Origin of the sequence: Acetobacter syzygii (assembly GCF_000964225.1) — a bacterium.
Classification (GTDB): domain Bacteria; phylum Pseudomonadota; class Alphaproteobacteria; order Acetobacterales; family Acetobacteraceae; genus Acetobacter; species Acetobacter syzygii.
This window is the reverse complement of the sequence record NZ_BAMZ01000012.1, coordinates 49,664-76,456: the sequence shown is the minus strand read 5'-3', so window position 1 is coordinate 76,456 and position 26,793 is coordinate 49,664. Positions and strand designations below refer to the sequence as shown.

Here is a 26,793-nt window from a genome sequence, read left to right as displayed (position 1 = left end):
CAACACGCAGGATGCGCAGTATGACGAGGCAGGGCTCTCCGCCCCCCACATCGTCGCAACCGCACTTAATGCGCTGGGTGTTAAGCTGACGGAAGAGAGGACGGGCTGAGCATATGGCTCGTCGTCGCGCCGATCAGATATTAGTGGACCGTGGACTGGTTGAAAGCCGTACCAAAGCGCAGGCTTTGATTATGGCTGGTCTTGTTTTTAGTGGGACCAAGCGCATTTCCAAGGCAGGAGACCAGCTTTCGGACGATGCGCCTTTGGAACTGCGGGGACAGGAGCATCCATGGGTATCCCGAGGTGGGTGCAAACTTGCTCATGCTCTGGAGCATTTCCACCTTTCGCCAGAAGGGCGGCAATGCTTGGATGTTGGAGCCTCCACCGGGGGCTTTACGGACGTTCTGCTGACGCATGGGGCTGAGCATGTTTATGCTGTGGATGTGGGCCATGGGCAGTTAGCCTGGAAACTGCGTTCAGACCCGCGGGTTAGCGTGCTGGAAAAATGTAATGCCCGTTATTTGGACAGCACACTGATTCCAGTGGCACCAGAGGTCGTAGTTTGTGATGCAAGCTTTATTGGTCTCAGGACTGTTTTACCGGCAGCTTTGCAATTGGCCGCCGAGAATGCGTGGGCTGTAGCGTTAATAAAACCGCAGTTTGAAGCTGGACGTGAACAGATTGGTGCTAAAGGAGTGGTGCGTGACCCTCTTGTGCATGAAAGTGTTTGTGCCAGTATATACAACTGGTGGAACAATCTGCCGGGCTGGCAGGTGCTGGGTATAGAGCTTAGTCCGATCACAGGGCCGGAAGGAAATAAAGAATTCCTTATAGCAGCGCGGCGTGAAGCATGAAAAAGTGTAGTGCGTAAATCTTAAATTATATTTTCACGTCGCATCCCGTTTTTTGCATGGCAGGTGGCCAGTTTTTTTGCCACAATTCTCTGAGATCATACATAAGTCAGTTCATCTCAGGGGAAGCAACTCAACATCATGCGCAAAATAACAACATTGTTTGGCGCGGCCTTCCTGCTTACTTCTAGTTCGCTCGTGTGGGCAGCTCCAGTTCACCATCCTTCTGCCTCTGTTCAAACAGAAACAGGGAGTGTTCTGCTTCGTGGATATGAGCAGGATGGACTGGTGCTGCAAGATGATATGCAGAATGGCACGCTCAGAATTAAAGCTGATCCAGCAACCCTGCATGTCGGGGAGGTATCTGGTGCGGCGGATATTTACCGTCAGACGGTAAAAGACGTTCTTTCTGCTGCGGCAACCTATGCTTATCTTTATTTTGGGCAAAATCCGGAAGCTACAAAGCTGTCGGTTGTTGCTGACATTCAGGAAGATACGCCTGCTCCTGCAAGTATGGGGGGTGATAAAACGGCTGGTCCTGCGCTAACGATCGAAATTGCTCGCCCGTCATTCCCTATTTCGGGGGATACAAAACCGGATGCTTATTCGGCCCAAACCATTGGTATGATTTTGGATAATGTCGATACATCCAAAATGACCATGGCATCTTGGCTCCAAGATGCATTAAAAAATCAGAATCACGCTCCCACCCAGTAAAATTATGCCTGCAGATATGAGCTGGTTGGAATAAAGAGAAAGAGGCTGGTATCTGTCAGCCTCTTTTTTTGTTATAAGCCCCCTCTCTTCATTTTTTGAAACAGTGCATCACCGTCATGTCGTCTTCAGTTTCTTCTGCTTCAGTCCCTGCCGATGCCGCTGCGGTTACCGCGCTGAATGCAGATGAGCGTGCCCGTATTCTGGCAAAAGCCGCATTATTCAGCCCTCCATCCCCTGTGACAGCAGATGGACGGCGGGATATTGTTGGTCTTTCACGCGAGGAATTGACGGAGATTTTGGTTGAAATAGGCGAAAAACCTTTCCGGACCAAGCAGTTGTGGCACTGGATTTATCATCAGGGTGTTACAGATTTTTCGCTTATGAGCAGCATAGCCAAGCCGCTTCAGCAAAAACTCGCAGAAAAATTCGTGATTGCCCGACCTCTGGCAACAACTGTTCAAACCTCTCAGGATGAAACGCGGAAGTTTCTCTTTCGTTTTCGTGATGGGCAGGAAGCAGAGACTGTGTACATTCCTGACCGGCGTGAAGATCGTGGGGCTGTTTGCATTTCTTCACAGGTTGGTTGCACGCTTTCATGCACATTCTGTCATACAGGCACACAAAAACTGGTGCGTAATCTGGGAGCTGCGGAAATTGTCGGTCAGTTCATGGCTGCACGCGACTCTTATGGGGAATGGCCTAGCCCCAAGGGAGACACCCCTCGCCTGCTGTCCACTATCGTTCTGATGGGTATGGGTGAACCACTCTATAATTATGAAAATGTCGCTAAAGCGATGCGTATTATTATGGATGGTGAGGGGATTGGTCTGTCACGTCGCCGGATCACACTTTCTACATCAGGTGTCGTGCCGCTTATGGATCGGTGCGGAGATGAGCTGGGTATTAACCTTGCAGTGTCACTCCACGCTGTAAGGAATGATTTGCGGGACGAGATAGTGCCGCTCAATCGTAAATATCCCATTGAAGAAGTTCTTGCCGCTTGCCGCCGTTACCCGGCTGCAAGTAATGCCCGGCGGATTACATTTGAATACATTATGCTGCGTGGTGTTAACGATAGTGAGGCAGATGCGCGTGAACTGGTGCGTCTGATCTCGGATATTCCGGCCAAGGTTAATCTTATTCCCTTTAATCCCTGGCCGGGGAGTGACTATCGCCCCTCCACGCGCGAACAGCAAAACCGATTTGCAGAAATTGTTATGAACGCAGGTTTTGCATCTCCAATTCGAACGCCGCGTGGTCGTGATATTCTGGCGGCATGTGGGCAATTAAAGACCGCAAGCGAACGCGCCAGAAATGGTCATTCTTCCTAAATAAGGTAATTTTTTTTTGCTCGAGTTCGCTTCGCGGGCAAAGCGCTCTGGTTCCAAGTCTTTCTCGGTGATAGGAGAAAGACAAACCTGCAAATCAAAGTGTTCAGGAGATTAGGTGCATGGGCGCGACTTCCGCCAAAAAAGACGTAAAAAAGGTTGTTCTGGCTTACTCTGGGGGGCTGGATACGTCCGTTATTCTGAGATGGCTGCAAAAAACCTATGGCTGCGAAGTCGTGACATTTACGGCGGATCTTGGGCAGGGAGAAGAGCTGGAGCCCGCGCGCAAAAAAGCCGAAATGTTTGGGGTCAAGGAAATCTTTGTAGAAGATCTTCGCGAGACATTCGTGAAGGATTTTGTCTTCCCGATGTTCCGTGCCAACACCCTTTACGAAGGGCAGTACCTGCTGGGGACCTCCATCGCTCGCCCCCTTATTGCGCAACGCCAGATTGAAATAGCCGAAGCCGTTGGAGCCGATGCCGTTGCTCATGGTGCGACAGGTAAAGGGAATGATCAGGTTCGGTTTGAACTGGCATATTATGCTCTTAAGCCAGATATTACAGTCATTGCGCCCTGGCGGGAATGGGATCTGACATCCCGCACCCGTCTGCTATCTTTTGCTGAAGAAAATCAGATTCCGATTGCAAAGGACAAACGTGGCGAAGCGCCCTTCTCTGTCGATGCCAATCTGCTTCATTCTTCGTCAGAAGGTAAGATGCTGGAAGACCCGGCCGTAGCACCGGAAGAGATTGTTTTTCAGCGCACTATCGCGCCAGAAGCAGCGCCAGACAAAGCGACAGAAATTACCATTGATTTTGTCAGCGGTGATCCGGTTGCGATTAATGGCATTGCACTCTCTCCCGCAGCATTGCTGACAAAGCTGAATGAACTCGGTCGAGCCAACGGCATTGGTCGCTTGGATCTGGTAGAAAATCGTTTTGTTGGTATGAAGTCCCGTGGCGTATATGAAACGCCCGGTGGCACCATTCTGCTTACAGCGCATCGTAGCATTGAATCCATTACTCTGGACCGCGAGGCTATGCACCTTAAAGATAGCCTGATGCCCCGTTACGCTTCCATTCTGTATAACGGTCTATGGTTCTCACCCGAGCGCCGTATGTTGCAGGCTCTAATTGATGCCTCCCAGCACTCAGTGTCTGGGCGTGTGCGGCTTAAGTTATACAAAGGCAATGTTATTTGCGTTGGTCGTGAAAGCCCCAACAGCCTGTATGACACGCGCGTTGTGACCTTTGAAGATGATGAGGGTGCATACAACCAGGAGGACGCTCAGGGCTTTATCAAACTAAATGCTCTGCGTTTACGTCTTGGTGCGCAAATCGGACGTAAGGGTGGCGCTCTTTAAGCGGCAGTTTTTTAAGACTTTGTAGGGGAGCACATAAACATCATGTTCCGTCGTTTTTCTCTTGTTCCGTATATGCTAGCGGCTGGTCTGGCCGTTTCTCTGAGTGCTTGTGGTGGACACAAGGCAGAAGAAGTCGAGCTGACACCGGCGCAGCAAATGGCCAAGTTACGCTCGGAACCGGGTGTGAAGGTGCTTAAGGACGGTCTGGCTTATAAAGTTCTCGAATCAGGCCCCAAAGACGGTGAGCAACCCCGTAAAGGGGATATTATGATGCTCATTTATGAGGGCCGTTTGCCTGATGGGTCCATCTTTGATGGTTCGGACCAGCATGGAAACGGGGCTTATATGCAGATGCCGTTAGATGGTCTGGTGGCCGGATGGATGGAAGCCCTGCCCTTAATGCATGTGGGTGATACATGGATGCTGTATGTGCCACCGGAACTGGGTTACGGGCATAAATCCATGGGGGTTATTCCGTCTGATAGCCCCTTGGTATTCCGCATTCAGCTTCTAGGTGTGGAACACACACATAATACTCCGTAGGGAATATCGACTTCCCCTACCCTTCTTCCTTGCATGGTTGTGGTATTATGCAAGGAAGGAATGGGCCATCAGGTGTCGATTGGTTCGTTCCTCTCCACTATATTCCTCAAAGTAGCCTCGTTTTTTGAGAGAGTGGCATTATGGTAAAAGCCCGTTACATAAAACCATAAACACTCAGCAATCTTGGTTACTTTGTTTCATTTCAGGTAGTAGTGATAACTCTATGCAACGTATTTTTTCTGGCATCCAACCTTCTGGTGTTCCGCAACTGGGGAATTACCTTGGTGCAATCCGTAACTGGGTTAATCTCCAGGATGATCATGAATGTGTGTTCTGTCTTGTTGATATGCACGCCATTACGGTATGGCAGGATCCGGCAAAACTACGTGAGCATACCCTGACGCAGGCAGCTATTTTGCTGGCATCTGGGATTGATGCGGAACGACACATTCTGTTTAATCAGTCTGCTGTATCGGCTCACGCACGTCTGGCTTGGATTTTTAATTGTGTGTCTAGGCTTGGTTGGTTGAACCGCATGACACAATTTAAAGATAAAGCAGGTAAGGATCGGGAAAATCATTCTGCCGGCCTGTATGTCTATCCCAACCTGATGGCGGCAGACATATTAGCATATAAAGCAACTCGTGTTCCCGTGGGTGAAGATCAAAAACAGCATCTTGAACTAACCAACGATATAGCTCAAAAATTTAATCATGATTACGGCGTGGAGTTTTTCCCGCAGGTAGAAGCTCTTATTCCGCCAGAAGCTGCGCGTGTGATGAGTTTGCGCGACGGGACAAAAAAAATGTCCAAGTCAGATCCATCGGCGCAAAGTCGGATTGAATTGACAGATGATGCCGATACAATCGCATTAAAAATTAAACGTGCAAAAACCGATGCAGATGTACTTCCATCTGATCCTTCGGGGTTAGTAAACCGCCCAGAAGCTAAAAATCTGGTTTCCATTTATGCGGCTTTGTCTGGTATGAGTATTCAGCAAGTGCTGAATTTACACCAAGGTCAAGGTTTTGGGCCTTTTAAAACAGCTCTGACTGAAGTGGTTGTTAATGAAATTGCCCCCATTGCACTTAAAACATCTCAACTTTTACAGGATGAGGCGCATCTTGTGCAGATTTTACACAATGGTGCCCAGCGTGCTCAGGCCATTGCAGAGCCCATTGTAATGGAAGCCGAAAAACTGGTCGGATTTATAAAATCAGCATAATTATTTTCTTCGATAGAAGCTGCACTATTTGCGCCCTTAATGATACTTGAGTTGTAAAGCCATGTCGCATACTTCGCCTTCTGAAAAATCGACTATGTCTGCTACGCAAGTTATGGATGGTGCTGCACTACATCGCGCTAATCGTCTGCAGGAGGCTGTTGCTGCATATCAGGTAGAATTACAGAAAGATCCGAATAATGCTTATGTGCTTAATAATTATGGTGGATTGTTGTGTTCACTCGGTGAATTCCGTGCCGCTCAAGATCTATTAAAGCGCGCTGTAAAAATTAAGCCAGATATGGCAGATGCGTGGTCAAACTTTGGAAATGTGCTGTTTGAACAACAGGATTACCGAGGCGCAATTGAATCTTATAAAACCTGCCTTAAACTCCAGCCGCAACATGCTTTGGCTCTGAGTAATTTAGGTGTGGCGTTGGATGGGCAGAGACGACATTCTCTGGCGCAGAATTTTCATAAAATGGCTATAAAGATTGAGCCTAATAATGGGCAGAGCCGTACGAACTATGCCCTCTCTCTTCTTGCTCAAGGCGAGTATATAGAAGGGTTTAAAGCGTATGAATGGCGCTGGAACAGTAATATTATTGGTAAGCATAATCTGCAAGGACCATTGTGGAATGGAGAGTCATTTGTAGGCAAAACCCTCCTTATTCATACAGAAGGTGGATTTGGAGATATGCTGCAATTCGTGCGTTTTGTTCCGTTTGTTGCAGAGCGTGGTGGCCAGGTTATTGTAAAAGTAAGAAAAGAACTTTTAACATTATTGCAGCGTTCTTTCCCTAATCAGCTATTTATTACAGTTGATGATGTTGCTCCTCCTCATGATTTAGAATGTTCTGTGGGGAGTTTACCGTATTTTTTAGGAACAACTTTGCAAACTATTCCATTGAGTAAGGGATATCTGAAACCAGATCCTGCCAAGGTAGCTGCTTGGCAAAAACGATTAGAAAAAGACCTATTTTTTAACGCCTGCGTACCAACATTACGGATTGGGCTAGTTTGGGCGGGATCCCCTCATCGTGAAGTGAGATATGTGGAGTTTGTGGATAAGAGAAGATCTATTAGTCTGCAAAGCTTGGCACCGTTAGCTAAAGTCCCCAATGTTTTATTTTATAGTCTGCAGGTGGGGGAAAAAAGTATTCAGGCTAAAACGCCGCCTGTAGGTATGAAGTTAGTAGACCATTCGAAATTGCTACATGATTTTGATGATACCGCTGCCTTAGTGAGTAATCTGGATATGGTTATTGCGGTCGATACATCTGTTGTGCATCTAGCGGCTGGACTTGGTAAGCCAGTCTGGATGTTGTCTCGTTATGATCAGTGCTGGCGCTGGCTTTGTGGGCGTAAAGATTCTCCGTGGTATGATAAATTACGTATTTATCAGCAGCCAGAGGCATTGAATTGGTCATTTCCAATAAATGATCTGGTTAATGATTTGTCTCATCTTGAAAGAGATAAGAGATAAGAGATAAGAGATTAGGCGGTTAGGTAATCTATATAAATATTTGTTCGAAATTAATAAAAAACTACATAGTTATTCTGTAAATCTGAAGCTGATTCTGATTTCTTTTTGGGAACATCTGGGTACATTTTTTATTTTGAAATTTTTTCAATATGGGGGAAAATAAAAAACCCATGTATTAGAATAATAAAAATAATTAAATATATAGTTATTGAAAATAATAAATTCGGATTATAGTTAAGAATATAATCCGTTATTTTAAATAATATTTTTTACTCTCTGGGTTATTTATAAAAAATATCTTGAGTCTCAATGATTTTATGTTTATATGATACTGCAACTGCACATTCCTGTGCTTCTTTTTCGTGATGCGCGATCCTGTTTTCGTGCTCGTATCTTTGTAGCTCAGAATTTTTATTCTGAGCTGGCATCACGCATGTCTGTGTCCCTTACTCCTTAGGGCTTTATTTGTTTAGCAGACTGCAAAAAATTACATAAGGAGAGAGCGTCTTGCCAGAGACAAGCCCTCAATCATCCATGCCGCAGCGTGGACTTGCCGCCCTTTTGGGTATTCCTCAGCCACTTTTTTTTGGTTTTGTCGGCCTGCTTTTATTTATGGTCGGCGATGGGGTGGAAGCTGGATACCTTGACACTTATATGCTGCACCACGGGCATAGTCAGGGTGACGTAAACCTTATGTTCACAACATATGGGGTAACAGTCATGCTTTCTGCATGGCTGGCGGGGCCACTCTCAGATCTTTATGGGCCAAAGCGCACCATGTGGGCTGGTTTGTTACTTTGGGCGCTGCTTGAGGTCGGTTTTCTATCTCTGGGATTAGGGCCGGACAATTTGTCCATGACCTTATTGTTTTACACATTGCGTGGCTTTGCATATCCATTGTTTGCCTATGGTTTTCTGGTCTGGATTGCAGCTGCTACTCCCGCGCGAATGCTAGGATCTGCAGCAGGATGGTTCTGGTTTTCTTTTTCGGCCGGATTGCCAACATTAGGGTCTCAGTTTGCACGTTATACTATTCCCTACATTGGTGAATTGGCGACGTTTTGGTCCTCGCTCGGATTAGTTATTGCTGGTGGCCTGATTGCTCTGCTGTGCGTGCGTGAACCTATTGGAGCCAAACCTCTGGCTCAGGCCAATGCTGATAAAAAGCAGATATTCTTTGGTTCAATCAGCATTATGTGGCGTGAACCCAAAACTTTTGCATCTGGAATTATCAGGACTATTAACACCTCGTCTGAGTATGCTTTTTTAGCAATTATGCCAGCATTTTTTGTTGATCAACTCCATTTTTCTCAATCGCAATGGCTTGATCTTCTTTCTCTTATTTTTCTGGGCAATATTCTGTTTAATCTTGCTGCAGGTATGCTGGCTGACAAACTCGGGCATCGGTTTGTTATTGCCATTGGTGGTTGTGTTGGATGTTGCGTAACAATTCCACTCTTTTACTATGTGCCGTTATGGTACCCTGGTAATTTTGCTCTGGCTGCGATTGCCGGTTTTGTTTATGGCGGAACTGTTGCGGCATTCGTTCCTATGTCTGGTCTAATGCCTTTAATCTGCCCTAAGGAAAAAGCAGCGGCTCTTTCCATTCTGGGTTTAGGCGCTGGGGCTAGCACGTGGGTTGGACCCGCTGTTGTTAGTGTTTGCGAATCATGGTTTGGTATGGGGTTAGAGGGGGTTATATGGAGCTTCTCGGGGCTTTATTTGCTGGCTGGTGTGATGACACTATGCTTGCGGATTTCGCCTGAAGCGCGCCGCCACACCGAAATGCTGGAGAAAAAGAAAAAACAATCCAGACATGCTGATTTTCGCGGTGCGCAGCAAACGGCGTAAAGACCCATAAACCACTAAAGCGTATTAAAAGGGAGGCATTCCATATGCCTCCTTTTTTTGTTTAGTCATTTAGATGAGGTGTAGTGTTTTGATGGATTTAAACTCAATCATAAGTTGAAAGTTTGTGATTTACAGAAAGCTTATGCTCCAGCCAATCCATCTCCAACCATTTGACGGGGATCAACGTGCTGGTCAAAGAGTGCAGCGCTTACGCCTGATGCCAATGCGGCATCTCTTAGCGTTTCATTCTGTTCCATGGCGCGGTGGGCAATGGCTGAGGCTTTATCATATCCGATAACTGGGCTTAGAGTAGTTACCAGCATAACAGATACATCAACATAATGCTTAATTTTCGCCTCGTTTAATTTTGTACCTTCTACTGAAAACCTCCGGAAATTTCTGCATCCATCAGCCAAAATTCGGATCGATTGTAAAACATTGGCCACGATCACCGGTCGCATAACATTGAGTTCAAAATTCCCTTGAGCACCGGCAAATGCAACTGTTGTATCATTACCCATTACTTGGGTAGCGATCATAACCAGTGCTTCGCACTGTGTTGGGTTGACTTTGCCTGGCATAATGGAGGAGCCAGGCTCGTTCTCTGGTAAAAAAAGTTCGGATAATCCACATCGCGGTCCAGACCCTAACCACCGCATGTCGTTCGCAATTTTCATTAAGACGACAGCTAATCCACGCAACCCGGCAGATGTCTGTACCATGGCATCCAGCCCGCCAAGAGCCGCAAATTTATTGGGAGCGGTTATAAAAGGTTTGCCTGTTAAAGCGGCAATATGCTCGGCAATGGCTTTGCCAAAGCCTTTGGGGGCATTTAATCCAGTACCTACAGCCGTACCACCTGCCGCTAGTTCTGCCAGGCCCGACCGGGCAGAAAGTAGTGTATTCAGTGCGTTTTCAAGTTGTTGTGCCCAGCCTGACCACTCCTGCCCTACCGTTAGTGGAACGGCATCCTGCAAATGTGTTCTGCCCATTTTAACAATGTTGCTCCACTCATTGGCTTTATTGCGAATGCAGGAAATTAAATCTGTAATTTGCGGAACAAGGGAGTTTTCCATTTCCAACAAGGTAACAACGTGCATGACAGTAGGAAATGAGTCGTTACTAGATTGACCCATATTCACATCATCATTCGGGTGAACGGGTGTTTTGGAACCAATTTGCCCTCCAAGTAACTGGATGGCGCGGTTTGCAATAACTTCATTCACATTCATGTTGGTTTGTGTGCCAGATCCGGTCTGCCATACAAAAAGGGGAAATTCACTATCCAAATGTCCGGTTGCAACCTCATCTGCAGCTTGAATGATCGCTGCGGCTTTCCAGTCCGGCAAGCGATTATCGGCAAGATTAACCTGTGCCGCAGCTTTTTTTACAATCCCATATGCACGGCATAATTCCATTGGCATTCGCTCATGACCAATGGAAAAATGTATCAAACTACGCTGAGTTTGTGCTCCCCAGTAATGGTCTGCGGGAACATCAATCATCCCCATGGAATCACTTTCGTCACGGGTGCCGGTGGCATCAATGCCAATGGGAATATCCCGTAGAATATATGGTGCAGTCATGGTGCCTCCAGTTTTATTGAGCGTTGGTCAAGTTGATTATTTTCTGATATACTTAAAGTATAATATTTTTATATAAAGAGGATTTTGGTCAATATTTTGTGTAATTAAAAAATATAATGGAGTATTTTTTAGAAAATAAAATTTATCAATGTGCTTATTTTCTATTTTGAGGGTATTTGAATTACAATCCTACGCCTAACGATATGATGAATAAAATGGTTTCATTTTTCTCTCAAATCACAAGAGATTGTGAAAATATACACAATCTCTTGCTCAGTATCAAAACACACAATACGAATTAATGATAAGGCATTATGGTTGTCTGATGGCAGATAATGCGGATAAAATTCCTTGAGAACGAATAATTTTACGAAGCTCAATGACCTTTGCGTCTAATACGCTTGTATCAAGATCTCTCCATGCATCAAATGCTGGTAATTTTAATCCAGCAGAAAAATCACTTGAGTGGATAAGTGCATTCTGTTCTTTTGTATAAGCGGGTTCAGTTATTGTATATGTTTGTCCAAGGATATTTTTACCGCGCAACATTTCTAAATAGGCAGCGATACCGAAGGCAATACGCGAACAATCTCTATTCTCAATGAGTATATGTCGAACCGTTTCCGTCCAGAATACCTGAATTTTTGCACACCCATCGCTGGCAATTCTTAAGGTCTGGTCAGCCATTGCAGGGTTAGAAAAGCGATTCAGAACGGTCAGCATATAGTGTTGCAAGTCAACGCCAGGAGGGGCTTTTAGTGTGGGAATAACGTCCAGATTTAAAAAGTTTTCAGTATTCTCTTTTAGTGCAGGGTCTTTAACAGCCTGATCTACGTGAGCATATCCGAGTAGAATAGCTGGAAAACTGAGCATGATGTGAGAGGCGTTCAGCATACGGATTTTAACATGTTCATAATCAGCAACATCGGACACAAACTGAACACCAGCGCTGACTAAATCCGGGCGACCATCGGCAAAATTATCTTCCAGAACCCATTGCCTAAAATCCTCGGCAACGACTGGTAAGGTATCTGTCAATCCACTGGCTGTGTTTAATTGCTTGGCAATATCGGTTGTCACTGTTGGAGTAATGCGGTCAACCATGCTGTTAGGGAAAGTGGCATTCTGTTCAATCCATTGTGCCAACTCTGGATCTCGCGCACATGCAAAGCCTAAAAATGCTTTTCTGGCAATATTACCGTTATGACGCAAATTATCGCAAGATAAGATGGTAAATGCTTTAAGCCCCCTATCGCGGCGGCGGCGTAATCCCTCCACAACATAGCCAAAAACCGTTTCTGGCTTTTCTGGATTTTTTAAATCGCGCTGAACTGCTAGAGATTGAAGATCAAATTCTCCTGTTTTTTCATCAATATTGTAGCCACCTTCTGTTATGGTCATGGAAACAATACGGATATCAGGATTGCTTAAGTGCTCCAGAACATCTTCCGGATTTTCGGGAGCTAATAAATAATCACGCAAAGCCGCAATAATTCTAACGGATCGTTCGCCTGTTGGTGCACATTCGGTTAACGAGTAAAGACAATCTTGCGCTTTGAACATGGCTGCTTTTTGAATCGAATGCTCACCGTTTGTGAGGCCAACACCCACAATACCCCATGTTGGTTCTTTTTTAAGGATGTTTTCAATATACAAAGCTTCATGTGCACGAAAGAAGTTACCCACACCAAAATGCACAATTCCTTTTTGAATATTTAAAGGATTATAATTAGGTAAATGAACGGAAGAGACCTCACGAGCAATATCTTTAAGTGTGAGCATATTGTCCTCCAAAAAATTTTAGAATTCCACAGATAAAATAGGAAGTTATTTTACAATTTCAACGGATGATTTAATTTTTCACTATCATATTACATATGTTTTACATTTTAGAATGTTTTCGTGTTGTTTGGAATATGTTTTTATTCCATTGTAAGTGGAATATTGGTTTATATATAAACGTAGCGGGCACATAATAATGGATAAGCGTGAACTTGGCCGTACAGGCATTATGGTGAGTGAACTCTGCCTTGGCACAATGACGTTTGGTCAGCAGAATACACAAGCTGAAGGACATGCGCAGCTCGATACGGCTGTGGACCATGGTATTAATTTTATTGATACCGCAGAACTTTATGCCATTCCTCCTCGAGCAGAAACATATGGTGCAACAGAGAGCATTATTGGAAACTGGTTAAAAGAACGCGGTGGTCGAGATAAACTGATTATTGCCAGCAAAGTTGCCGGGCGTTCCTCATTTCCATGGCTTAGACCTGAGGAAGAGCAGGCGCGCCTGAGTCCTAGGCAGATCCGCTATGCCTTGGAAGGTTCGCTACGTCGGCTTGGAACAGATTATATAGATCTATATCAACTGCATTGGCCAGACCGAAGAGTTCCTTTGTTTGGGGACGGTGGCACCACGTTTAAAGATTTGCCATCAGATGAATCCATATCTGTTGAGGAAACATTAGGAGTGTTGGGAGACCTTGTTTGCGAAGGGAAAATTCGCCATGTCGGACTTTCAAATGAAACGGCATGGGGAGTAGCCAGTTTTCTAACGGCTTCCAAAACCGGACTACCTCGTGTTGCTTCCATTCAGAACGCATATAACTTGATAAATCGGACGTTTGAAATTGGTCTGGCCGAAATGGCCATGCAGGAGCGTGTAGGGTTGCTGGCGTATTCGCCGTTGGCACAAGGCTACCTGACCGGGAAATACCTAAATGGTGCCAGGCCAGCTGGTGCACGTACTACTCTTTTCAATCGCGCTCAACGTTATGAGAAGCCGGGGGTCGATGAGGCCATTATTGCATATCACGCGCTTGCTCAGCGCGAAGGGATCAACCCCATTCAACTGGCCGTTGCGTTTGTTACGAGCCGAGCATTTGTTACGTCAAATATTATTGGAGCGACAAGCATAACTCAGCTTAAAACTCTTCTGGGGTCGTTGGATCTGCCCATTACATCTGAGTTGGAAACACAAATAAATGCCATTCATCAGATTCACTCAAACCCAGCCCCCTGACTGTAGTTAAGCCGCCTGCCCTATTGATGTTTTTATTGAGCAAAATTATGCAATATAAATTAATTCTCGGGATGTTTTGTGCGGGCCTTTATGCAACAAGTTCCTTGTGCATAAAGGCGAGCGTTTTGGCTGCTCCTTTGGATTTAGCCGCGCAGCAAGTGCAAGCAGAGATGCGTAGGGTTGGTCAGGTGCGTTTTACTGCACCTGACTTTAAGCCCGGCACAATCCGGCACATGGTTATGTTCCGCTTTAAACCACAGACTACACGAGCGGAACGTTTTGAGGTTACAAAACGATTTATGGAGCTGGCCGAGCTTTCACATCGGATGGATGGGAAAAAGGTTATTCTCTCGCTGGAAACTGGACCTCAAATAAGCGGCGAAAATGCAGATATTGGTTTAGAGCAAGGTTATCTGGTTACATTTGCTTCTGAAGGAGATCGTAATTTTTATGTGGGTCGTCCGATTGTAACTGACATACGATACTTTGACCCCGCACATGATGCGTTTAAACATTTTGCCGGTGCATATATTGCGCAAGCTGTTGTATTTGATTTCCCTGTAGCCATGCGTAGTCAACCATAATGAGTTGTATTACGATTTTTCAGAGAGCTTATCCGTAAGTCAAATACATATCGGGTGTTAAGCGTTTGATTGATTTTACTGAATATTAAGAGCTTTCATCTTACGATAGAGCGTTGCGCGGCTAATACCCAAGCTGCGGGCCGTGGCAGCGACGTTACCATGACTGGTCGCTAATACAGAACGAACAACGCTTTCTTCTGCTTTTTGCAAACTTATTTCTGTTCCAGATTCCAGTTCTGTTAAAAGATTGGGATGATCTTTGATCATGTCATCCGTCCAGCCCATTAACATCCGACTGGAGTGCGTTGCCCCAGTGACTTCCCCGTCGGTATTCAAAGCAACCAAGGGAGAGGAACATCCCTCCGCAGGACCTAAGGTTAAAATTTTATGCCCCGCATAATGGGCACGAAAGAGTTGCTCTTCTATGCGCCTGCCGGATTGGAGTAGGGTTTCCATAACTAATGCAGCATACGGTTTGGTTGTATTGCCACTAAAAGCCGCTAAGTTCAGTGCTCCAGCCACACGCCCTTGGGCATCAAAAACTGGAGCAGCATAGCTTGCTAGTAACGAAAAGCAGAAACGCCAGTGTTCGCCCTGACCCAAGAATATAGGACATTTTTCTTTTACGCATGTGCCGACACCATTCGTGCCAGCAGCGGATTCATGCCAGATGGCTCCTTTTCGCAAATGTAACCGACGGCAGACTGATAAATGGGTTTCATCCGCGCAACGGGCTAAAATTGTAGCATCTGGGTCGGCGAGAAGCACCATCAAGCCCATACCCTGCACGAGATCAAAAAGGCGACGCATTTCTCCCATAGCAGATTTAAGGAGTAAGGCCGAACGGCCACTTGCCTGCCGGAATTCTGCGCCCGATAATACATCGGCTATCCACCCCTGTGCGGGGTCCATATTATAGGCAGAAGCACAGCGCTCCCAAGATTGTTGGATGCGTACGTCGCTTGTTGTCGGAGTATTTTGGTCGATCGGACGTGGCAGAATATCGTCCTCTGCCATATCGCCCCTACTCCAGTTGCCATTCATGCAGTGTTTCACCAATTAACCCGTTTTTATCCTTTTTCGCTTGATAACAAGCTATGAGGTTGGAGTTTGGCTGCTATGATACTGCATATCACAACAAAATTTAAAGAAAATTTTATATTATTCTGAAAGAATAATAACTCTTTTATGCAGTTCTGTTTACCACAGATAGACAAATTTTACGTAGTAGGCGTTTGTTTCTGGCGTATTGCGCGCTTCAAGCGAATGAGAGTAACGCCCTGTAATAGAAATATGCTGAGAAACATTGTACATAAGTCCAAGCCCGAGAGTGGTTTCCCTACTATTTGAATCATCCAGGTAACGCTTGGTGGTATTATCATAAGTGCCAGTCACATTCTGCCAGTCAAGTGCCAAAAATGGCTCCAGCTTTTTGGTCGCTTTCCAGCTAAATCGCAAATTGGAATAAAAAACCACTCCGGGCGAATAGCTGTGCTGGCCTTTTACATGTTTGGTAGAACCAACAACTGTACCAAGATCACCATCAAAACTAAAGTGATCCCATTCGTAGTCAAAAATAATACTGGATATATTGGACCAGTATTGAGGGGACGTGGCATCACGTGTACCTACAGGTGTTTGCATAAATGTCTGTATGCCCAAAGTGCTATGTGCATTGGGCTTAAACCATGCCGCTGGTCCAACAATAGTTGGCCCCAAACCACCGTAATCCGTACCATTAGCCAGAGTATAGCTTTCCGACTGGATGAGTTCGAATGCAAACCCAACGTGTGGAATGGCCTCGAAGCTACGGAAATGCACATATTTGGTCATGCCCGCCCATGTATGGCTACCACCCCGGGCCTGACGTTGGCCTAGGCTATTATATGTGCTGCCAGCGGCATTTCCATCACCATACTGTACCAGTACGTTGAATGGTTTAAAATCAACCGGCAAATCATACTCGTGCGGTCCAATAATGCCGAGCGTTACATCAGCCGCATGGGCCGAGGACGCATAAACCAGAACCACACCAGGTATGACGAGGCGAAGCAGAGAGCGCAGCCGCTCTGGCTTTTCTGTCAGATGCATCAGACGGATTTCCGTATATGAAAGTAATGGGGCTCCAGAATAAATCAGGAGCCCCACATGGAATACACAGTTACTGGGCTTTGGAGCCCTGTGTGCCATCAAGCGTGTAAGCAATGATGTAATCACCGCTTCGGGTGCCAAGGCCCCCGTGACCACCAGCGGCCATCACAACATATTGTTTACCACCGGCTTCGTAGGACATCGGGGTGGCCTGACCACCAGCTGGCAGACGGTCGCTCCAGATGACTTTACCGGTAGCAAGGTCAAAGCCACGCAGATAATCGTCCGCAGTCGCGCCCATGAACACAACACCACCCTTGGTCACAATGTTCCCGCCAATATTATACATACCCGTAGGCAGAGGCAGGTTGTTGTGGGTCCGGAAAGGCCCTGTATCGCGGGTTGTTCCAACTGGGTGCTGCCACACGATTTTTTTGCTCACAAGATCGATTGCAGTCAGCGTGCCCCATACTGGTCCTTTGCAAGGGATCTGCAGCGGATTCAGCCAAGGGTTGGTGTAGGCAATATATGGCGTGCCGTAATCAGGAGAGACCGAGAGGGCATCACCTTTGGCTGCCGGTTCTTCACCTTTACCATCCCATTTGGGCAGTGTTCCTGGAGCTTCCAATGTCTGGCGTTTTTCCAGACGGATGCGGAATGGCAAGTAGCTTGCATTGGCCAGCAGGAGCTTACGCTGCGGATCAATGGTAATACCCTGCCAGTCTACAACGCCATAGAAAGCGGGATAGACAATGGTCGTTTTGCCAACATGTGGTGGTGTAAACTGTCCCTCATAAGCTGATTGACGATACTGGATGCGGCAGATCATCTGGTCCAGTAGCGTTGCACCCCACATATCCGCTTCTTTCAGATCAGGCGGCGTAAGGGAAGGCATGGCCGTGGGGTAAGGCTGTGTGGGAGACACACGGTCATCCGGCGCGTGACCTGCCGTTGGTACAGGTTTTTCTGCCACAGGATAACCCGGAACAGGTTCACCGGTGCGACGGTCAAGAACAAAAAACTCGCCGCGTTTGGTGCTCTGCACAAGAGCCGGAATATTTTCCCCGTTCGGGCCCGGCAGATCAACCATGGATGGGCCAGACGGAATATCCATGTCCCACAGGTCGTGGTGCACTGTCTGGTAAATCCAGCGGCGTTCACCGGTTTCAATATCGAGAGCGACGGTCGCACTCGAAGATGCATCATCAAACGGACGGCGTGAGCCACCCCAGTTGTCCGGCGGAGAGTTACCAGTTGGAATATAAACCAGACCAAGGTCAAGGTCTGCCGTGTAAACACCCCAAGCGTTGGGCGTGTCACGCGTCAGTTCATCGTTCGGGCCGGGTTTCCATGTTTCGGGGTTGTGCCCAACGTCCCATGCCCATTCAATCGCACCGGTGGTGGCATTGAATGCACGTATGGCACCAGATGGCTCAAAGTTGGCCTGATTATCAAAGATCCAGCCACCAGTAATCAGACGATTTTTTGCCACCATTGGCGGTGATGTAACAAAGTGGAAGCCGTGGGGGACATGCCCCAGATAATCCCGCAGCGAGATAAAGCCGTGATCACCAAAGTCATCGCAAGGCTGGCCGGTTTCTGCATTCACAGCGACCATCCGTACATCTGCAACCGGGGAGTAAATGCGGTTACGGCAGCTTGTCTGGATTTCATCAGGGATGTGGTAGTAAGACACGCCCCGGCAAGCTAGATAGACGTTTTTATCCAGGTCAGCCGTTGCCGGTTTAGAATCAAATTTCCATTTGACCTTACCCGTCAGGGCATCTACCGCCATGACCCAGCTGTGCGGTGTGCACATGTACAGCGTGTCACCTACTTTGATCGGGGTCAGTTCCAAATTGAACTCATGCCCCTGATCCGGACCAGCAACAGTCCCTTCCCCATCTTGTTGCACGTCGCCTGTACGGGTCATCCATGCACGCTTGAGGTGGCTGATGTTCGCTGGTGTGATCTGACCAACCGGAGAGTATCGATCTCCTCCAACAGTGCGCCCGTAAGCAGACCAGTCTGCATCGGCTACTCCGTTAGATGTTGCGTCGCTCTGGCCCTGTGCGGCCATACGCGCTTCCGGGACTGTGCCATTGATGGAATAGGATGCAAAGCAGCTGGCCACCACAACTAGAGTGGAAACAGCAACGGCACCCAATACCTCACGCTTGTCTGTCAGCCAGTCGGCACCTGTCCGCCAGACCCATGGCAGCAGGAGCCATGCACCAAGGCCGATCAGTGTAAACAGACGGACTTCCAGCCCCCATATATTAAACCCGACTTCCAGCAGTGACCAAAGAGTCGCTACCAGCAGTAGGGCCGCATACAGGCGGGAAGCCAGTTTGGGGTTTTTGAAGCCGCTAAAAGCTGCGGCGAGCATAACACCGCCAGCCAGAATATAGAACCAGGATCCTCCAAGGATGAGCAGCTCTGCCCCTCCAAAAAACAGGAAAAGCCCGATAAGAGCCAGTAAGGCTGAGGTTATAATTGAAAATAACCTCTTATTGCTCTCTCGCATGTTGTGTTTCTCTCTGAATGTGTTCAGTCGGCCAGAACATTGCGTAAGACTGGTAAAGCACACTCTGCCCATAGCCAATTTTGTCTGATGAACAGGAACCACCCAGAAATTGCCACAGTTGAAACAAGCTTTCTCACATATGTTTGTAGCAAAAAACCTAACCTGTTTCAGATATGAGACAGATGGCGTGGGAATGGAAACGACACGGACCAATATCTAGGCGACAAGCCGAATCAGCTCGTCGTCATAGTGAGTGTCTCATTCGTTTTAATGATTAAGGGGAAAATGGTGCGCCGGGCAGGACTTGAACCCGCGACCAAGCCGTTATGAGCGGCCCGCTCTAACCAACTGAGCTACCAGCGCACACTAATTGAGCATTCTACTATTATGAAGAAAGCGTCAGACATCTATCTTACACGCAATCATGCTTTCTGAAAAGCCATATACGGTAAGGAAAACCAAGAGATACTCTGGAAAGCCTTGAACACGGCCGCTGGAGTTTTTCAGGTTCGGAGGCTGGGAAAGATCAATCGCCCCCCTCAACTGCATCGGATACCGGGCTGGCAAAGCCAGTTATGCGATTTCCCGCATAGTGTGCATTCATTTGCTCCCAACAGAAACATAATGAGAACGCAGCACTCAAAATCAATTTAAAAAAGGGTGTACGAACTTTGCACGGCCCGATATGACCGATGCGCTCATACCTTCATCTTTTGTCTTAAAGGATGTGCCCTGAGCCTAGAGATTTTTTGAACTCGTCATTTGGAATGTTTGTATTTTTAAATATATCCACAAATTATTTTAAAATAAATATGATAATCATTTAATGTTTGGAAAGTTTTTTAGCGGATAATCCTGCTGTCTGCCACAATTTATACAACTATAGACCGATTCTGAGAGTAATTCACATCATTTTGCTCAAGAGTTTCTCTCAGAGCTTTGAGAGAATCAATGTTATCTTTGGCATTGATAGTGCTATATTTTTCTGCATAATCCAGAAGTGAATCAATCATTGAATACATATTTGTTGATCCAGCAACCTGTTTTCCACCATTAACACCTATAAGCGCATAACCATCCATTAAAGCCATTTCTGTACTTTGATGGAGGGAGATTTTTCCTTCATTCCCCAATTCTATTCTTGCAGATTCCATTTCCTGAGGGGTCATGTTACTAAAATCCAGAGCAAGAGATGGGGTATTTTTAGCTCTGGAACCGTTGTCAGGTAGATCATATGTGATGTTTGTATAGCCACTAATTTTCATAGTTGAAAACCTCATATATGATACTCTTTTCTATTATGAGACGGCAATTGTTGAAAATCAAGAGGCGGTTCTAGAAGGGAATTCACTTTCGAGTGCTTCGATATGGTCTCCCAATGCTCATCTCTACATGAGATATAGGCACATTGCGGATTGGGCGGAGACTATTGTATGACCACCGCCATATCGGATGGACAAAAGATGGCCTGAACTTAAAAGCACATGTGTGTGATGGTCAGTCTCGGTCTGTTCGTCTGTATCTGACAGCGGGTCAGTAACTTCAAAGATGTAGGCGCGCAGCTGCTAGCTCTCCCCGACGAAACCGAAGAAAGGTCACCGGCGACAGGTGGCAACACGATGCGATCGCTGCGCTCATACATTCATGTCCGCAATCCACATCGCAGCAAGCTTCATCTTCTATCTTAAAGAATGAGTCCTGACCTTAGGTCCAGAGTCTGGAAAGATCAATCGGTCCTTCAACGGCATTGGATGCCGGGCTGGCAAAACTAGTTGTGCGATCTCCCGCATAGCGGGCATTCATTTGCTTTCCTCCCAGACGGAAACATAATGAGAACCCAGCACTTAAAGTCAATCAAAAAATGGCACGGATTAATGTGGTTTAATATGGCTCGATATGGACCGATAGGTTGCTTATTATTTTGTGGATTGTTTTCTGTAACCCGCAGAAAACTGGGGCAAACCGTGGTGGGTGCGACAGGGATTGAACCTGTGACCCCCGCCGTGTGAAGGCGATGCTCTACCGCTGAGCTACGCACCCGGTTTGTGAGGGGTAGATACATCTATCCTGTACATTTTGGCAAGAGAGGATTTGCTATTAAAGTCAAAAAAATCAATATTTTTGCAGTCAGAGTTTACTGAAGGAATGAACTGGGAGAAACGATGCTCTTTCAGGAGCTGGAAAAACGTAATTTCGTTATGAACCGCAGGCTTGGCAGTTCATTGGCTATGATCGCCGGGGCTATAAATGTCGCGGGTTTTATGGAATTTGGGTACTATTGTGCCAATATGACTGGCAACGCTTCAGCTTTGGCTCTTAATTTACAAAAAGGAGCACTGCAGGAAGGGCTGCGCGCATTAGAATTGGGGGGAAGCTTTGTGCTGGGGGCCGTTATATGCACCATTTTGGTCAATATCGGTCACAGGCAGCGTTGGCCCGCAAAGTACGTCTTTAGTATTTTGTTGGAAGCCGGTTTATTGGCGCTTATGGGGCTGGTCAATGCGATTAGAGGATTTGATCAAGCTAGTTTTTTTCCTGCACTCACTCTTGCTTTTCTTATGGGCTTACAGAATGCCACTGTTACTCGGATATCGGGGTCGGTTGTAAGAACCACACATATTACCGGTATGATGACCGATCTCGGAATAGAAATTGCTGATTTACTCGATTCATGGCGATACAATGTAAGCAACGAACATCGCTACTCCATCAAACAGCGTCTGTGGTTACATTTACAGATTATCGGCAGTTTTGTGGTCGGTGGTGTAATTGGCGCGTTTGTTTACCATGACCGACCAACTTATTTTTTTCTTATAACCGCCAGTTTATTGGCAGGTAGCGCAATCTTGGGTTCAATTACTAACGCGACAGCATGGTTTTCTAGGAAAAATTGAGATCACGATAATTGGTATTGTATATGCTCTCCTGCTTTGTTGCCATATAATATGATGCGACACAGCAGGAGAGAGGACTATGGTTGGGATTCAGGCCATAACTTCAGGGTTAAGCCTATAACCGCCCCCTTCTGTTACCAGTAGAGAAGCATGAGCCGGATCTGGTTCAATTTTTTGCCGGAGGCGGTAAATATGTGTTTCCAGCGTATGAGTCGTAACCGCCGCATTATATCCCCAGACCTCATTCAGGAGAACCTGCCGTGGCACAGGGCGTGTACCCGCACGGTAGAGGAACTTTAGAATGGCGGTTTCTTTTTCCGTCAGACGGATACGGCGGTTCTTGACTGGTTCCAGCAGGAGTTTGGCGGAAGGGCGGAAGGTATATGGCCCAATTGAAAAGACCGCGTCTTCGCTATTTTCAAACAGCCGAAGTTGTGCTCGTAGCCGCGCCAGAAGTTCAGCAATACGGAAGGGTTTGGCAACATAATCGTTGGCACCAGCATCTAGGCCGCGCACAATATCTGCTTCATCGTCAGAACCTGTCAGCATGATGACAGGCATACGTAGCCCCTCCTTACGGAGTTCTGCGCAAAAGTCCCGTCCATCACCATCTGGCAATGTTACATCGAGCAGGATGGCATCACACCGGGCATCCGGCCCCTTCATTTTTTCACGAGCTTCTGCAAGTGTCGCGGCTTCCAGAACCAGAAATTCGCCATCAACCTGCAACTGCTCTGTTAAAGCGCGGCGGATGACCTGATCGTCGTCAACAACCAAAATGGGGCGTGCACCCGTCATGTGGTTCCATCTCCTTGTGTCAGCCTTCAGTAAATGGCTGCCTGACCTATTCTTTTGCTACCGTGCCACGAATCTTCACGCAACGTAAGAACCGACATGATACGTGAGCCGCATGGCAGGCCATGAAAAGAGGCAGGATGTTAAAAATGATCATACATGTGTGGCCCATAGCGGACAGTAGCAGCTACGCAAAACTGCATTGCGGGCAAACAATAATGACCGCTGTTATCGGTAAAAATGGTATGACACGGCATAAACGGGAGGGGGATATGTGTACCCCTGTTGGCCAATATACTCTCAGAAAAGTGTATTATCGAGCCGACCGCGTAATGCCCCCTGCAAGTATTTTGCCCATGGAGCCGCTACGCCCACTCGATGGTTGGTGCGATGACCCGAGGGCCCCGCTCTACAACCAGTTCATCACTAGGCCTCACCCAGCGCGACATGAAGCCTTATGGAGGGAAGATGACCTTTATAATATAATTGTTGTAATTGGTTACAATGATGCGCCTGCGAAACCGGGTTGTGGTTCGGCCATTTTCATGCACTTGCAGCGACCGGACCATACACCTACAGAAGGCTGCGTAGCCTTAACCGAGCAAGATTTACGGTTAGTTCTTGCATCGGGCGCAACGAGTATAACTATTCATGATGACGAAGTACCATCCTGAGATTCAGCATGGCTCGGTAAGGGAGGCATCAGACCTATTGCCACAAGACCAGCCCAGAAGGGGGGGGATGCATCTTCTTCCAGAGAAACAACAGTGATGGATGCTCCTTTCTGAATGATTAAAAAAATCAGAAAGTCGCTGTTTTCCTGCAAAAGGCGGTCTTTGTTTTCTTCCGTTATGTCTTTTGCAACAAAGCGCCATCCCTGAGCGACCAGTGTTTCCAAAAGGGTGAAGTTCCACCCTGGTTGACCTAACAGTTTGCCGCGTGCCTCACGGCTGAGGCCACGATACTGGTCAAGGCGGGCTATGCCGGGGCTGACCTGATAAACGCGCTGGTGACCAAAATGAGGCGCCAAATGGGCACAGACCAGTCCATTATAAATTGCATCTGGTGTGGCCGCGATCAGGTAGTCTGCAGGGCGTTCCTCCAGACTTTCTGCTCCTTCCTCGGAAAGAACTTCTGTGCACAAAACAGGAACCCCTGCTTTTTGTGCATTTGCCAAATCTCGGGCAGAACTGTCTACCAGCAACACCGGAGTGCCGACCGCGTGCACAATCTGTGCCAGTTGGCTAGACCAGTTGCTTGCCCCCACAATGGCCAATGCAGGCTGATTGGACAGAGTCAGATGCAGCTTGCGGCCCAGAGGGATCAGAGAAAACCCGTGTAAAATCATAGTCGATGCAATGACGGCAAAAACGGCGGGCATGACCAACCCTGCGCCGGGGTAGCCTGCATCTTGCAAACGCACGCCTGCGATTCCGGCAACGGCAGCTGCCACAATGCCACGAGGTGCAATCCAGCCGACAAAAAAACGTTCTGCCCAGCTAAGGCTGGAGCCGATGGTTGCCAGCCATATTCCCAAAGGACGAACCAAAAACAAAACAGCCAAGGTTAACCCGGCGATAGCCCATGAGATACTGGTTAACTCATGCCGCTGTAAGTCAGCTGCTAAAAGTACGAACAGAACAGATACTATGAGAACAACCAGAGCTTCTTTCATGCGCTGAAGCTCCCCCATTCCGGGAATACGCAAATTGGCAAGTCCCATGCCAAATACGGTAGAGGCAATAAGGCCGGCACCATCCATGCTTAGCGTACCCATAACGTACAGCATGAGAGCCAGAGTAATGAACAGCGGCAATTTCATAACGTCTGGCAACAGATCACGTACGCACAGCCATCTGACGCACCACGCAGTGCCAATGCCAAACCCGATCATCAATGCTGCGCTGGCCAGCATATGAGGTACAATGGCAGCAAAAACCGTACCAGATCCCTCCCCTGGTCGCATTAGCAGCACTTCGAGCACCAAAGTTGCTAAAATTGCACCCACTGGGTCGTTAAGAATGGCTTCCCATCGTAAAAAAGCAGCAATACGTGGTTTAAGTTTGGCATGGCGTAAAAGTGGCAGCACCACAGTAGGGCCGGTTACCACAACAATGGACCCAAACAAAAAAGCGGGCCCCCACCCCATGCCTCCAATGAAATGAGCGGCAAGGCTACCCAACAGAAAATTGATGGGAAGAGCGACCAGAGTTAAGCGTAAAACCCCCTCCCCGGCTTCCTTTAATTGTCGGAAGTCGAGGGCCAAGCCACCTTCAAACACAATCAGCGCAACAGCTAGCGAGACCATGGGATGGAAGGCAGAGCCAATCATTTCCGATGGATGCATGACCTGCAACACAGGTCCGTATAACAATCCAAGAGAGAACAGAAGCACAATAGCGGGCAGCCTGAAGCGCCATGCCGTCCATTGCGCAAGCATACTGCCGCCCAGCACAAAAAAGACAAATAGAATTACACTATCGGTCATAAAGGCCTATCTTTTGGTCAAATGTGATCCATATCCTGCCATGCATGAAACACGAAGGCATGGCAATTATACATCAAACCGACAAGATAGACCTTAAAATAGACGTTTTAAAATGACTCTTGCTGTTGAGAGCGCTCAGCCTTCAGGGGAAAATCGCTCCAAAACAGCAGCAAAAAAGCCATCTGTCTCATCTTTGGCGGGCGTCAGGCTGATCATGCTTTTTTCTCTCAAGCCTTCTGGCAAAACAGGAGAGTTGGAAGACACAAGTTTAAAGTCAGGGTGACGGGATAAAAATAGCTCTACCTGTCCTGCATTCTCTGCCTTGAGCAAGGAGCAGGTTGCGTAGATCATGCGTCCACCGGGCTTAACCAGCGCTGCGGCTCTATCCATAATAACTGCCTGTTTGACCAACAACTCCTCCAGATCAAGCTGAGTTGTGCGGAAGCGTGCATCCGGGTTTCGCCGCCATGTGCCTGTACCACTACATGGAGCATCGACCAACACCCGGTCAAAAGAAGCTGCGCGACGCTTGGCCCATTTGTCTCCTTCTGTCAGTAGGTGGCGTTCTACATTATGCACCCCTGCCCGGCGCAATCTTTTAACGGCACCTTCCAAGCGGACAACAGAGACATCGCAGGCTACAATATGCCCTTTGTTCTCCATCATCATAGCAAGTGCCAGTGTTTTCCCTCCGGCTCCTGCGCAATAATCCAGAACGCGCATACTTGGTTCAACACCAGCCATTGCCGCCACAAGCTGGCTGCCTTCATCCTGAATTTCGACCAGACCATCCCTGAATGGCTTGCTGGCAGTCACTGGCTGGCGGCCTTCCAGCCGTAATCCCCAAGGTGAAAGCTTTGTTTCCTCCGCATGTAATCCTTCACGCGCCAAGGCGTGCATGGCTTCCGAGCGGGTGGTCCGGAGCATGTTAATGCGCAGATCCAAAGATGCAGGTTCTGCCATCGCCTTTATTTCGGCTTCCAGATCAGAACCAAATGTTTCTTCCAGTTTTGGCAGCAGCCAGTCAGGTACCTCCAGTTGAACAGCGCGGGGCATATCTGCACTATCCAGCTCTTTACCCACTAAAGCTGTTAGAACATTTTGCTCATGCTCGCTTAGGGCACCTGCCGCAAAGCGGCCACCACCATAAATGGACGACAGTTTTTCCATGGGGGTACGGTCGAAAACCAATTGGGCACCCGCCAGCATTCGAGGGCTGGCAGCACTTCCATTCTGCTCCAGCCACCACCCAAGTCGGCGCCAGTTGCGCATGATGTCCCACACGAGACCGGAAATGGCACGCCGGTCGCCGCCGCCAATATAGCGTCTTTCTCTGAAAAAGCTGTTGGCAACGGCATCCGCAGGTTTGCGTGGTGCCGCCTCCATAGCCGTCAGCAGGTCAATGCTGGCGGCAAGTCTGGCAGTAGGTGTCATAAAAACA

Annotated in this window: 21 protein-coding genes and 2 tRNA genes; 12 read left to right on the top strand and 11 right to left on the bottom strand. The window is 47.4% G+C overall.

The window, feature by feature from the left end; all coding sequences use genetic code 11:
• Positions 1–113: 113 nt before the first annotated feature.
• The 8 genes from Absy_RS05770 to Absy_RS05735 all read left to right on the top strand — a co-directional run bounded on the left by Absy_RS05770 (position 114) and on the right by Absy_RS05735 (position 9,362).
• Positions 114–854, top strand: coding sequence for a TlyA family RNA methyltransferase (locus tag Absy_RS05770; RefSeq protein WP_048853785.1), 741 nt, complete (start codon positions 114–116; stop codon positions 852–854).
• Positions 855–992: 138 nt separating this feature from the next.
• Positions 993–1,568, top strand: coding sequence for a hypothetical protein (locus Absy_RS05765; RefSeq protein ID WP_048853784.1), 576 nt, complete (start codon positions 993–995; stop codon positions 1,566–1,568).
• Positions 1,569–1,684: 116 nt separating this feature from the next.
• Positions 1,685–2,899, top strand: a complete 1,215-nt coding sequence (gene rlmN, locus Absy_RS05760; RefSeq protein WP_048853783.1) for a 23S rRNA (adenine(2503)-C(2))-methyltransferase RlmN — start codon at positions 1,685–1,687, stop codon at positions 2,897–2,899.
• Between the two features lie 119 nt (positions 2,900–3,018).
• Positions 3,019–4,260 carry an argininosuccinate synthase gene (locus tag Absy_RS05755; RefSeq protein WP_048853782.1) on the top strand — a complete coding sequence of 414 codons (1,242 nt, stop codon included), beginning with the start codon at positions 3,019–3,021 and terminating at the stop codon, positions 4,258–4,260.
• 42 nt (positions 4,261–4,302) lie between these two features.
• Positions 4,303–4,803: an FKBP-type peptidyl-prolyl cis-trans isomerase gene (locus Absy_RS05750; protein ID WP_048853781.1), complete on the top strand. Its 501-nt coding sequence runs from the start codon at positions 4,303–4,305 to the stop codon at positions 4,801–4,803.
• A 223-nt stretch (positions 4,804–5,026) separates the two neighbouring features.
• Entirely contained in the window at positions 5,027–6,028 is a 1,002-nt protein-coding gene (trpS, locus tag Absy_RS05745; RefSeq protein ID WP_048853780.1) for a tryptophan--tRNA ligase, read from the top strand.
• A gap of 61 nt (positions 6,029–6,089) precedes the next feature.
• On the top strand, positions 6,090–7,511 hold the full coding sequence (locus Absy_RS05740; protein ID WP_048853779.1) for a tetratricopeptide repeat protein: 1,422 nt from the start codon (positions 6,090–6,092) through the stop codon (positions 7,509–7,511).
• Between the two features lie 534 nt (positions 7,512–8,045).
• Positions 8,046–9,362, top strand: coding sequence for an MFS transporter (locus Absy_RS05735; RefSeq protein WP_048853778.1), 1,317 nt, complete (start codon positions 8,046–8,048; stop codon positions 9,360–9,362).
• A 140-nt stretch (positions 9,363–9,502) separates the two neighbouring features.
• Here Absy_RS05735 and fumC read toward each other — a convergent pair whose 3' ends face one another.
• Both fumC and Absy_RS05725 read right to left on the bottom strand, forming a co-directional pair.
• Entirely contained in the window at positions 9,503–10,948 is a 1,446-nt protein-coding gene (fumC, locus tag Absy_RS05730; RefSeq protein WP_048853777.1) for a class II fumarate hydratase, read from the bottom strand.
• A 312-nt stretch (positions 10,949–11,260) separates the two neighbouring features.
• Entirely contained in the window at positions 11,261–12,730 is a 1,470-nt protein-coding gene (locus Absy_RS05725) for a mannitol dehydrogenase family protein (RefSeq protein ID WP_048853776.1), read from the bottom strand.
• A 196-nt stretch (positions 12,731–12,926) separates the two neighbouring features.
• Between Absy_RS05725 and Absy_RS05720 the strand changes: the two genes are divergently transcribed.
• Together Absy_RS05720 and Absy_RS05715 are read left to right on the top strand one after the other, a co-directional pair.
• A complete protein-coding gene (locus Absy_RS05720) occupies positions 12,927–13,973 on the top strand; it encodes an aldo/keto reductase (RefSeq protein WP_048853775.1) in 1,047 nt (348 codons plus the stop codon).
• Between the two features lie 26 nt (positions 13,974–13,999).
• A complete protein-coding gene (locus tag Absy_RS05715) occupies positions 14,000–14,557 on the top strand; it encodes a Dabb family protein (protein WP_048853774.1) in 558 nt (185 codons plus the stop codon).
• Between the two features lie 75 nt (positions 14,558–14,632).
• On the opposite strand, the gene Absy_RS05710 is transcribed toward Absy_RS05715, so the two are convergent.
• The 6 genes from Absy_RS05710 to Absy_RS05685 all read right to left on the bottom strand — a co-directional run bounded on the left by Absy_RS05710 (position 14,633) and on the right by Absy_RS05685 (position 21,215).
• On the bottom strand, positions 14,633–15,574 hold the full coding sequence (locus tag Absy_RS05710; protein WP_084596932.1) for a helix-turn-helix domain-containing protein: 942 nt from the start codon (positions 15,572–15,574) through the stop codon (positions 14,633–14,635).
• A 183-nt stretch (positions 15,575–15,757) separates the two neighbouring features.
• Entirely contained in the window at positions 15,758–16,648 is an 891-nt protein-coding gene (locus Absy_RS05705; RefSeq protein WP_048853799.1) for a transporter, read from the bottom strand.
• 70 nt (positions 16,649–16,718) lie between these two features.
• The gene (locus Absy_RS05700; RefSeq protein WP_048853773.1) at positions 16,719–19,175 is read right to left on the bottom strand and encodes a membrane-bound PQQ-dependent dehydrogenase, glucose/quinate/shikimate family; all 2,457 of its coding nucleotides are present in this window, start codon (positions 19,173–19,175) and stop codon (positions 16,719–16,721) included.
• 286 nt (positions 19,176–19,461) lie between these two features.
• Positions 19,462–19,538: transfer RNA gene (locus Absy_RS05695), tRNA-Ile, on the bottom strand.
• A gap of 509 nt (positions 19,539–20,047) precedes the next feature.
• Entirely contained in the window at positions 20,048–20,440 is a 393-nt protein-coding gene (locus tag Absy_RS05690) for a hypothetical protein (RefSeq protein ID WP_048853772.1), read from the bottom strand.
• 700 nt (positions 20,441–21,140) lie between these two features.
• A tRNA-Val gene (locus Absy_RS05685) sits at positions 21,141–21,215 on the bottom strand.
• Positions 21,216–21,337: 122 nt separating this feature from the next.
• Between Absy_RS05685 and Absy_RS05680 the strand changes: the two genes are divergently transcribed.
• Entirely contained in the window at positions 21,338–22,069 is a 732-nt protein-coding gene (locus Absy_RS05680) for a YoaK family protein (protein WP_048853771.1), read from the top strand.
• Between the two features lie 90 nt (positions 22,070–22,159).
• Here the strand turns inward: Absy_RS05680 and Absy_RS05675 are convergent, their stop codons facing one another.
• Positions 22,160–22,867 (bottom strand): response regulator transcription factor, encoded by a 708-nt coding sequence (locus Absy_RS05675; protein WP_048853770.1) that lies wholly within the window; start codon positions 22,865–22,867, stop codon positions 22,160–22,162.
• A gap of 146 nt (positions 22,868–23,013) precedes the next feature.
• Here Absy_RS05675 and Absy_RS05670 point away from each other — a divergent pair, with 146 nt between their 5' ends.
• Entirely contained in the window at positions 23,014–23,538 is a 525-nt protein-coding gene (locus tag Absy_RS05670) for a L,D-transpeptidase family protein (RefSeq protein ID WP_084596928.1), read from the top strand.
• On the opposite strand, the gene Absy_RS05665 is transcribed toward Absy_RS05670, so the two are convergent.
• Positions 23,514–25,352, bottom strand: coding sequence for a cation:proton antiporter (locus tag Absy_RS05665; RefSeq protein WP_048853769.1), 1,839 nt, complete (start codon positions 25,350–25,352; stop codon positions 23,514–23,516). The two genes, Absy_RS05670 and Absy_RS05665, sit on opposite strands and share 25 nt — an antisense overlap.
• A gap of 135 nt (positions 25,353–25,487) precedes the next feature.
• Entirely contained in the window at positions 25,488–26,786 is a 1,299-nt protein-coding gene (locus tag Absy_RS05660; RefSeq protein ID WP_048853768.1) for an RsmB/NOP family class I SAM-dependent RNA methyltransferase, read from the bottom strand.
• Between the last annotated feature and the right edge of the window lie 7 nt (positions 26,787–26,793).

Excerpts from the sequence above, each read along its gene's own strand:
- Absy_RS05770 (WP_048853785.1), top strand. The coding sequence starts at position 114 with ATGGCTCGTCGTCGCGCCGATCAGATATTAGTGGACCGTGGACTGGTT.
- Absy_RS05765 (WP_048853784.1), top strand. The coding sequence starts at position 993 with ATGCGCAAAATAACAACATTGTTTGGCGCGGCCTTCCTGCTTACTTCT.
- rlmN (WP_048853783.1), top strand. The coding sequence starts at position 1,685 with ATGTCGTCTTCAGTTTCTTCTGCTTCAGTCCCTGCCGATGCCGCTGCG.
- Absy_RS05755 (WP_048853782.1), top strand. The coding sequence starts at position 3,019 with ATGGGCGCGACTTCCGCCAAAAAAGACGTAAAAAAGGTTGTTCTGGCT.
- Absy_RS05750 (WP_048853781.1), top strand. The coding sequence starts at position 4,303 with ATGTTCCGTCGTTTTTCTCTTGTTCCGTATATGCTAGCGGCTGGTCTG.
- trpS (WP_048853780.1), top strand. The coding sequence starts at position 5,027 with ATGCAACGTATTTTTTCTGGCATCCAACCTTCTGGTGTTCCGCAACTG.
- Absy_RS05740 (WP_048853779.1), top strand. The coding sequence starts at position 6,090 with ATGTCGCATACTTCGCCTTCTGAAAAATCGACTATGTCTGCTACGCAA.
- Absy_RS05735 (WP_048853778.1), top strand. The coding sequence starts at position 8,046 with ATGCCGCAGCGTGGACTTGCCGCCCTTTTGGGTATTCCTCAGCCACTT.
- fumC (WP_048853777.1), bottom strand. The coding sequence starts at position 10,948 with ATGACTGCACCATATATTCTACGGGATATTCCCATTGGCATTGATGCC.
- Absy_RS05725 (WP_048853776.1), bottom strand. The coding sequence starts at position 12,730 with ATGCTCACACTTAAAGATATTGCTCGTGAGGTCTCTTCCGTTCATTTA.
- Absy_RS05720 (WP_048853775.1), top strand. The coding sequence starts at position 12,927 with ATGGATAAGCGTGAACTTGGCCGTACAGGCATTATGGTGAGTGAACTC.
- Absy_RS05715 (WP_048853774.1), top strand. The coding sequence starts at position 14,000 with ATGTTTTTATTGAGCAAAATTATGCAATATAAATTAATTCTCGGGATG.
- Absy_RS05710 (WP_084596932.1), bottom strand. The coding sequence starts at position 15,574 with ATGGCAGAGGACGATATTCTGCCACGTCCGATCGACCAAAATACTCCG.
- Absy_RS05705 (WP_048853799.1), bottom strand. The coding sequence starts at position 16,648 with ATGCATCTGACAGAAAAGCCAGAGCGGCTGCGCTCTCTGCTTCGCCTC.
- Absy_RS05700 (WP_048853773.1), bottom strand. The coding sequence starts at position 19,175 with ATGCGAGAGAGCAATAAGAGGTTATTTTCAATTATAACCTCAGCCTTA.
- Absy_RS05690 (WP_048853772.1), bottom strand. The coding sequence starts at position 20,440 with ATGAAAATTAGTGGCTATACAAACATCACATATGATCTACCTGACAAC.
- Absy_RS05680 (WP_048853771.1), top strand. The coding sequence starts at position 21,338 with ATGCTCTTTCAGGAGCTGGAAAAACGTAATTTCGTTATGAACCGCAGG.
- Absy_RS05675 (WP_048853770.1), bottom strand. The coding sequence starts at position 22,867 with ATGACGGGTGCACGCCCCATTTTGGTTGTTGACGACGATCAGGTCATC.
- Absy_RS05670 (WP_084596928.1), top strand. The coding sequence starts at position 23,014 with ATGATCATACATGTGTGGCCCATAGCGGACAGTAGCAGCTACGCAAAA.
- Absy_RS05665 (WP_048853769.1), bottom strand. The coding sequence starts at position 25,352 with ATGACCGATAGTGTAATTCTATTTGTCTTTTTTGTGCTGGGCGGCAGT.
- Absy_RS05660 (WP_048853768.1), bottom strand. The coding sequence starts at position 26,786 with ATGACACCTACTGCCAGACTTGCCGCCAGCATTGACCTGCTGACGGCT.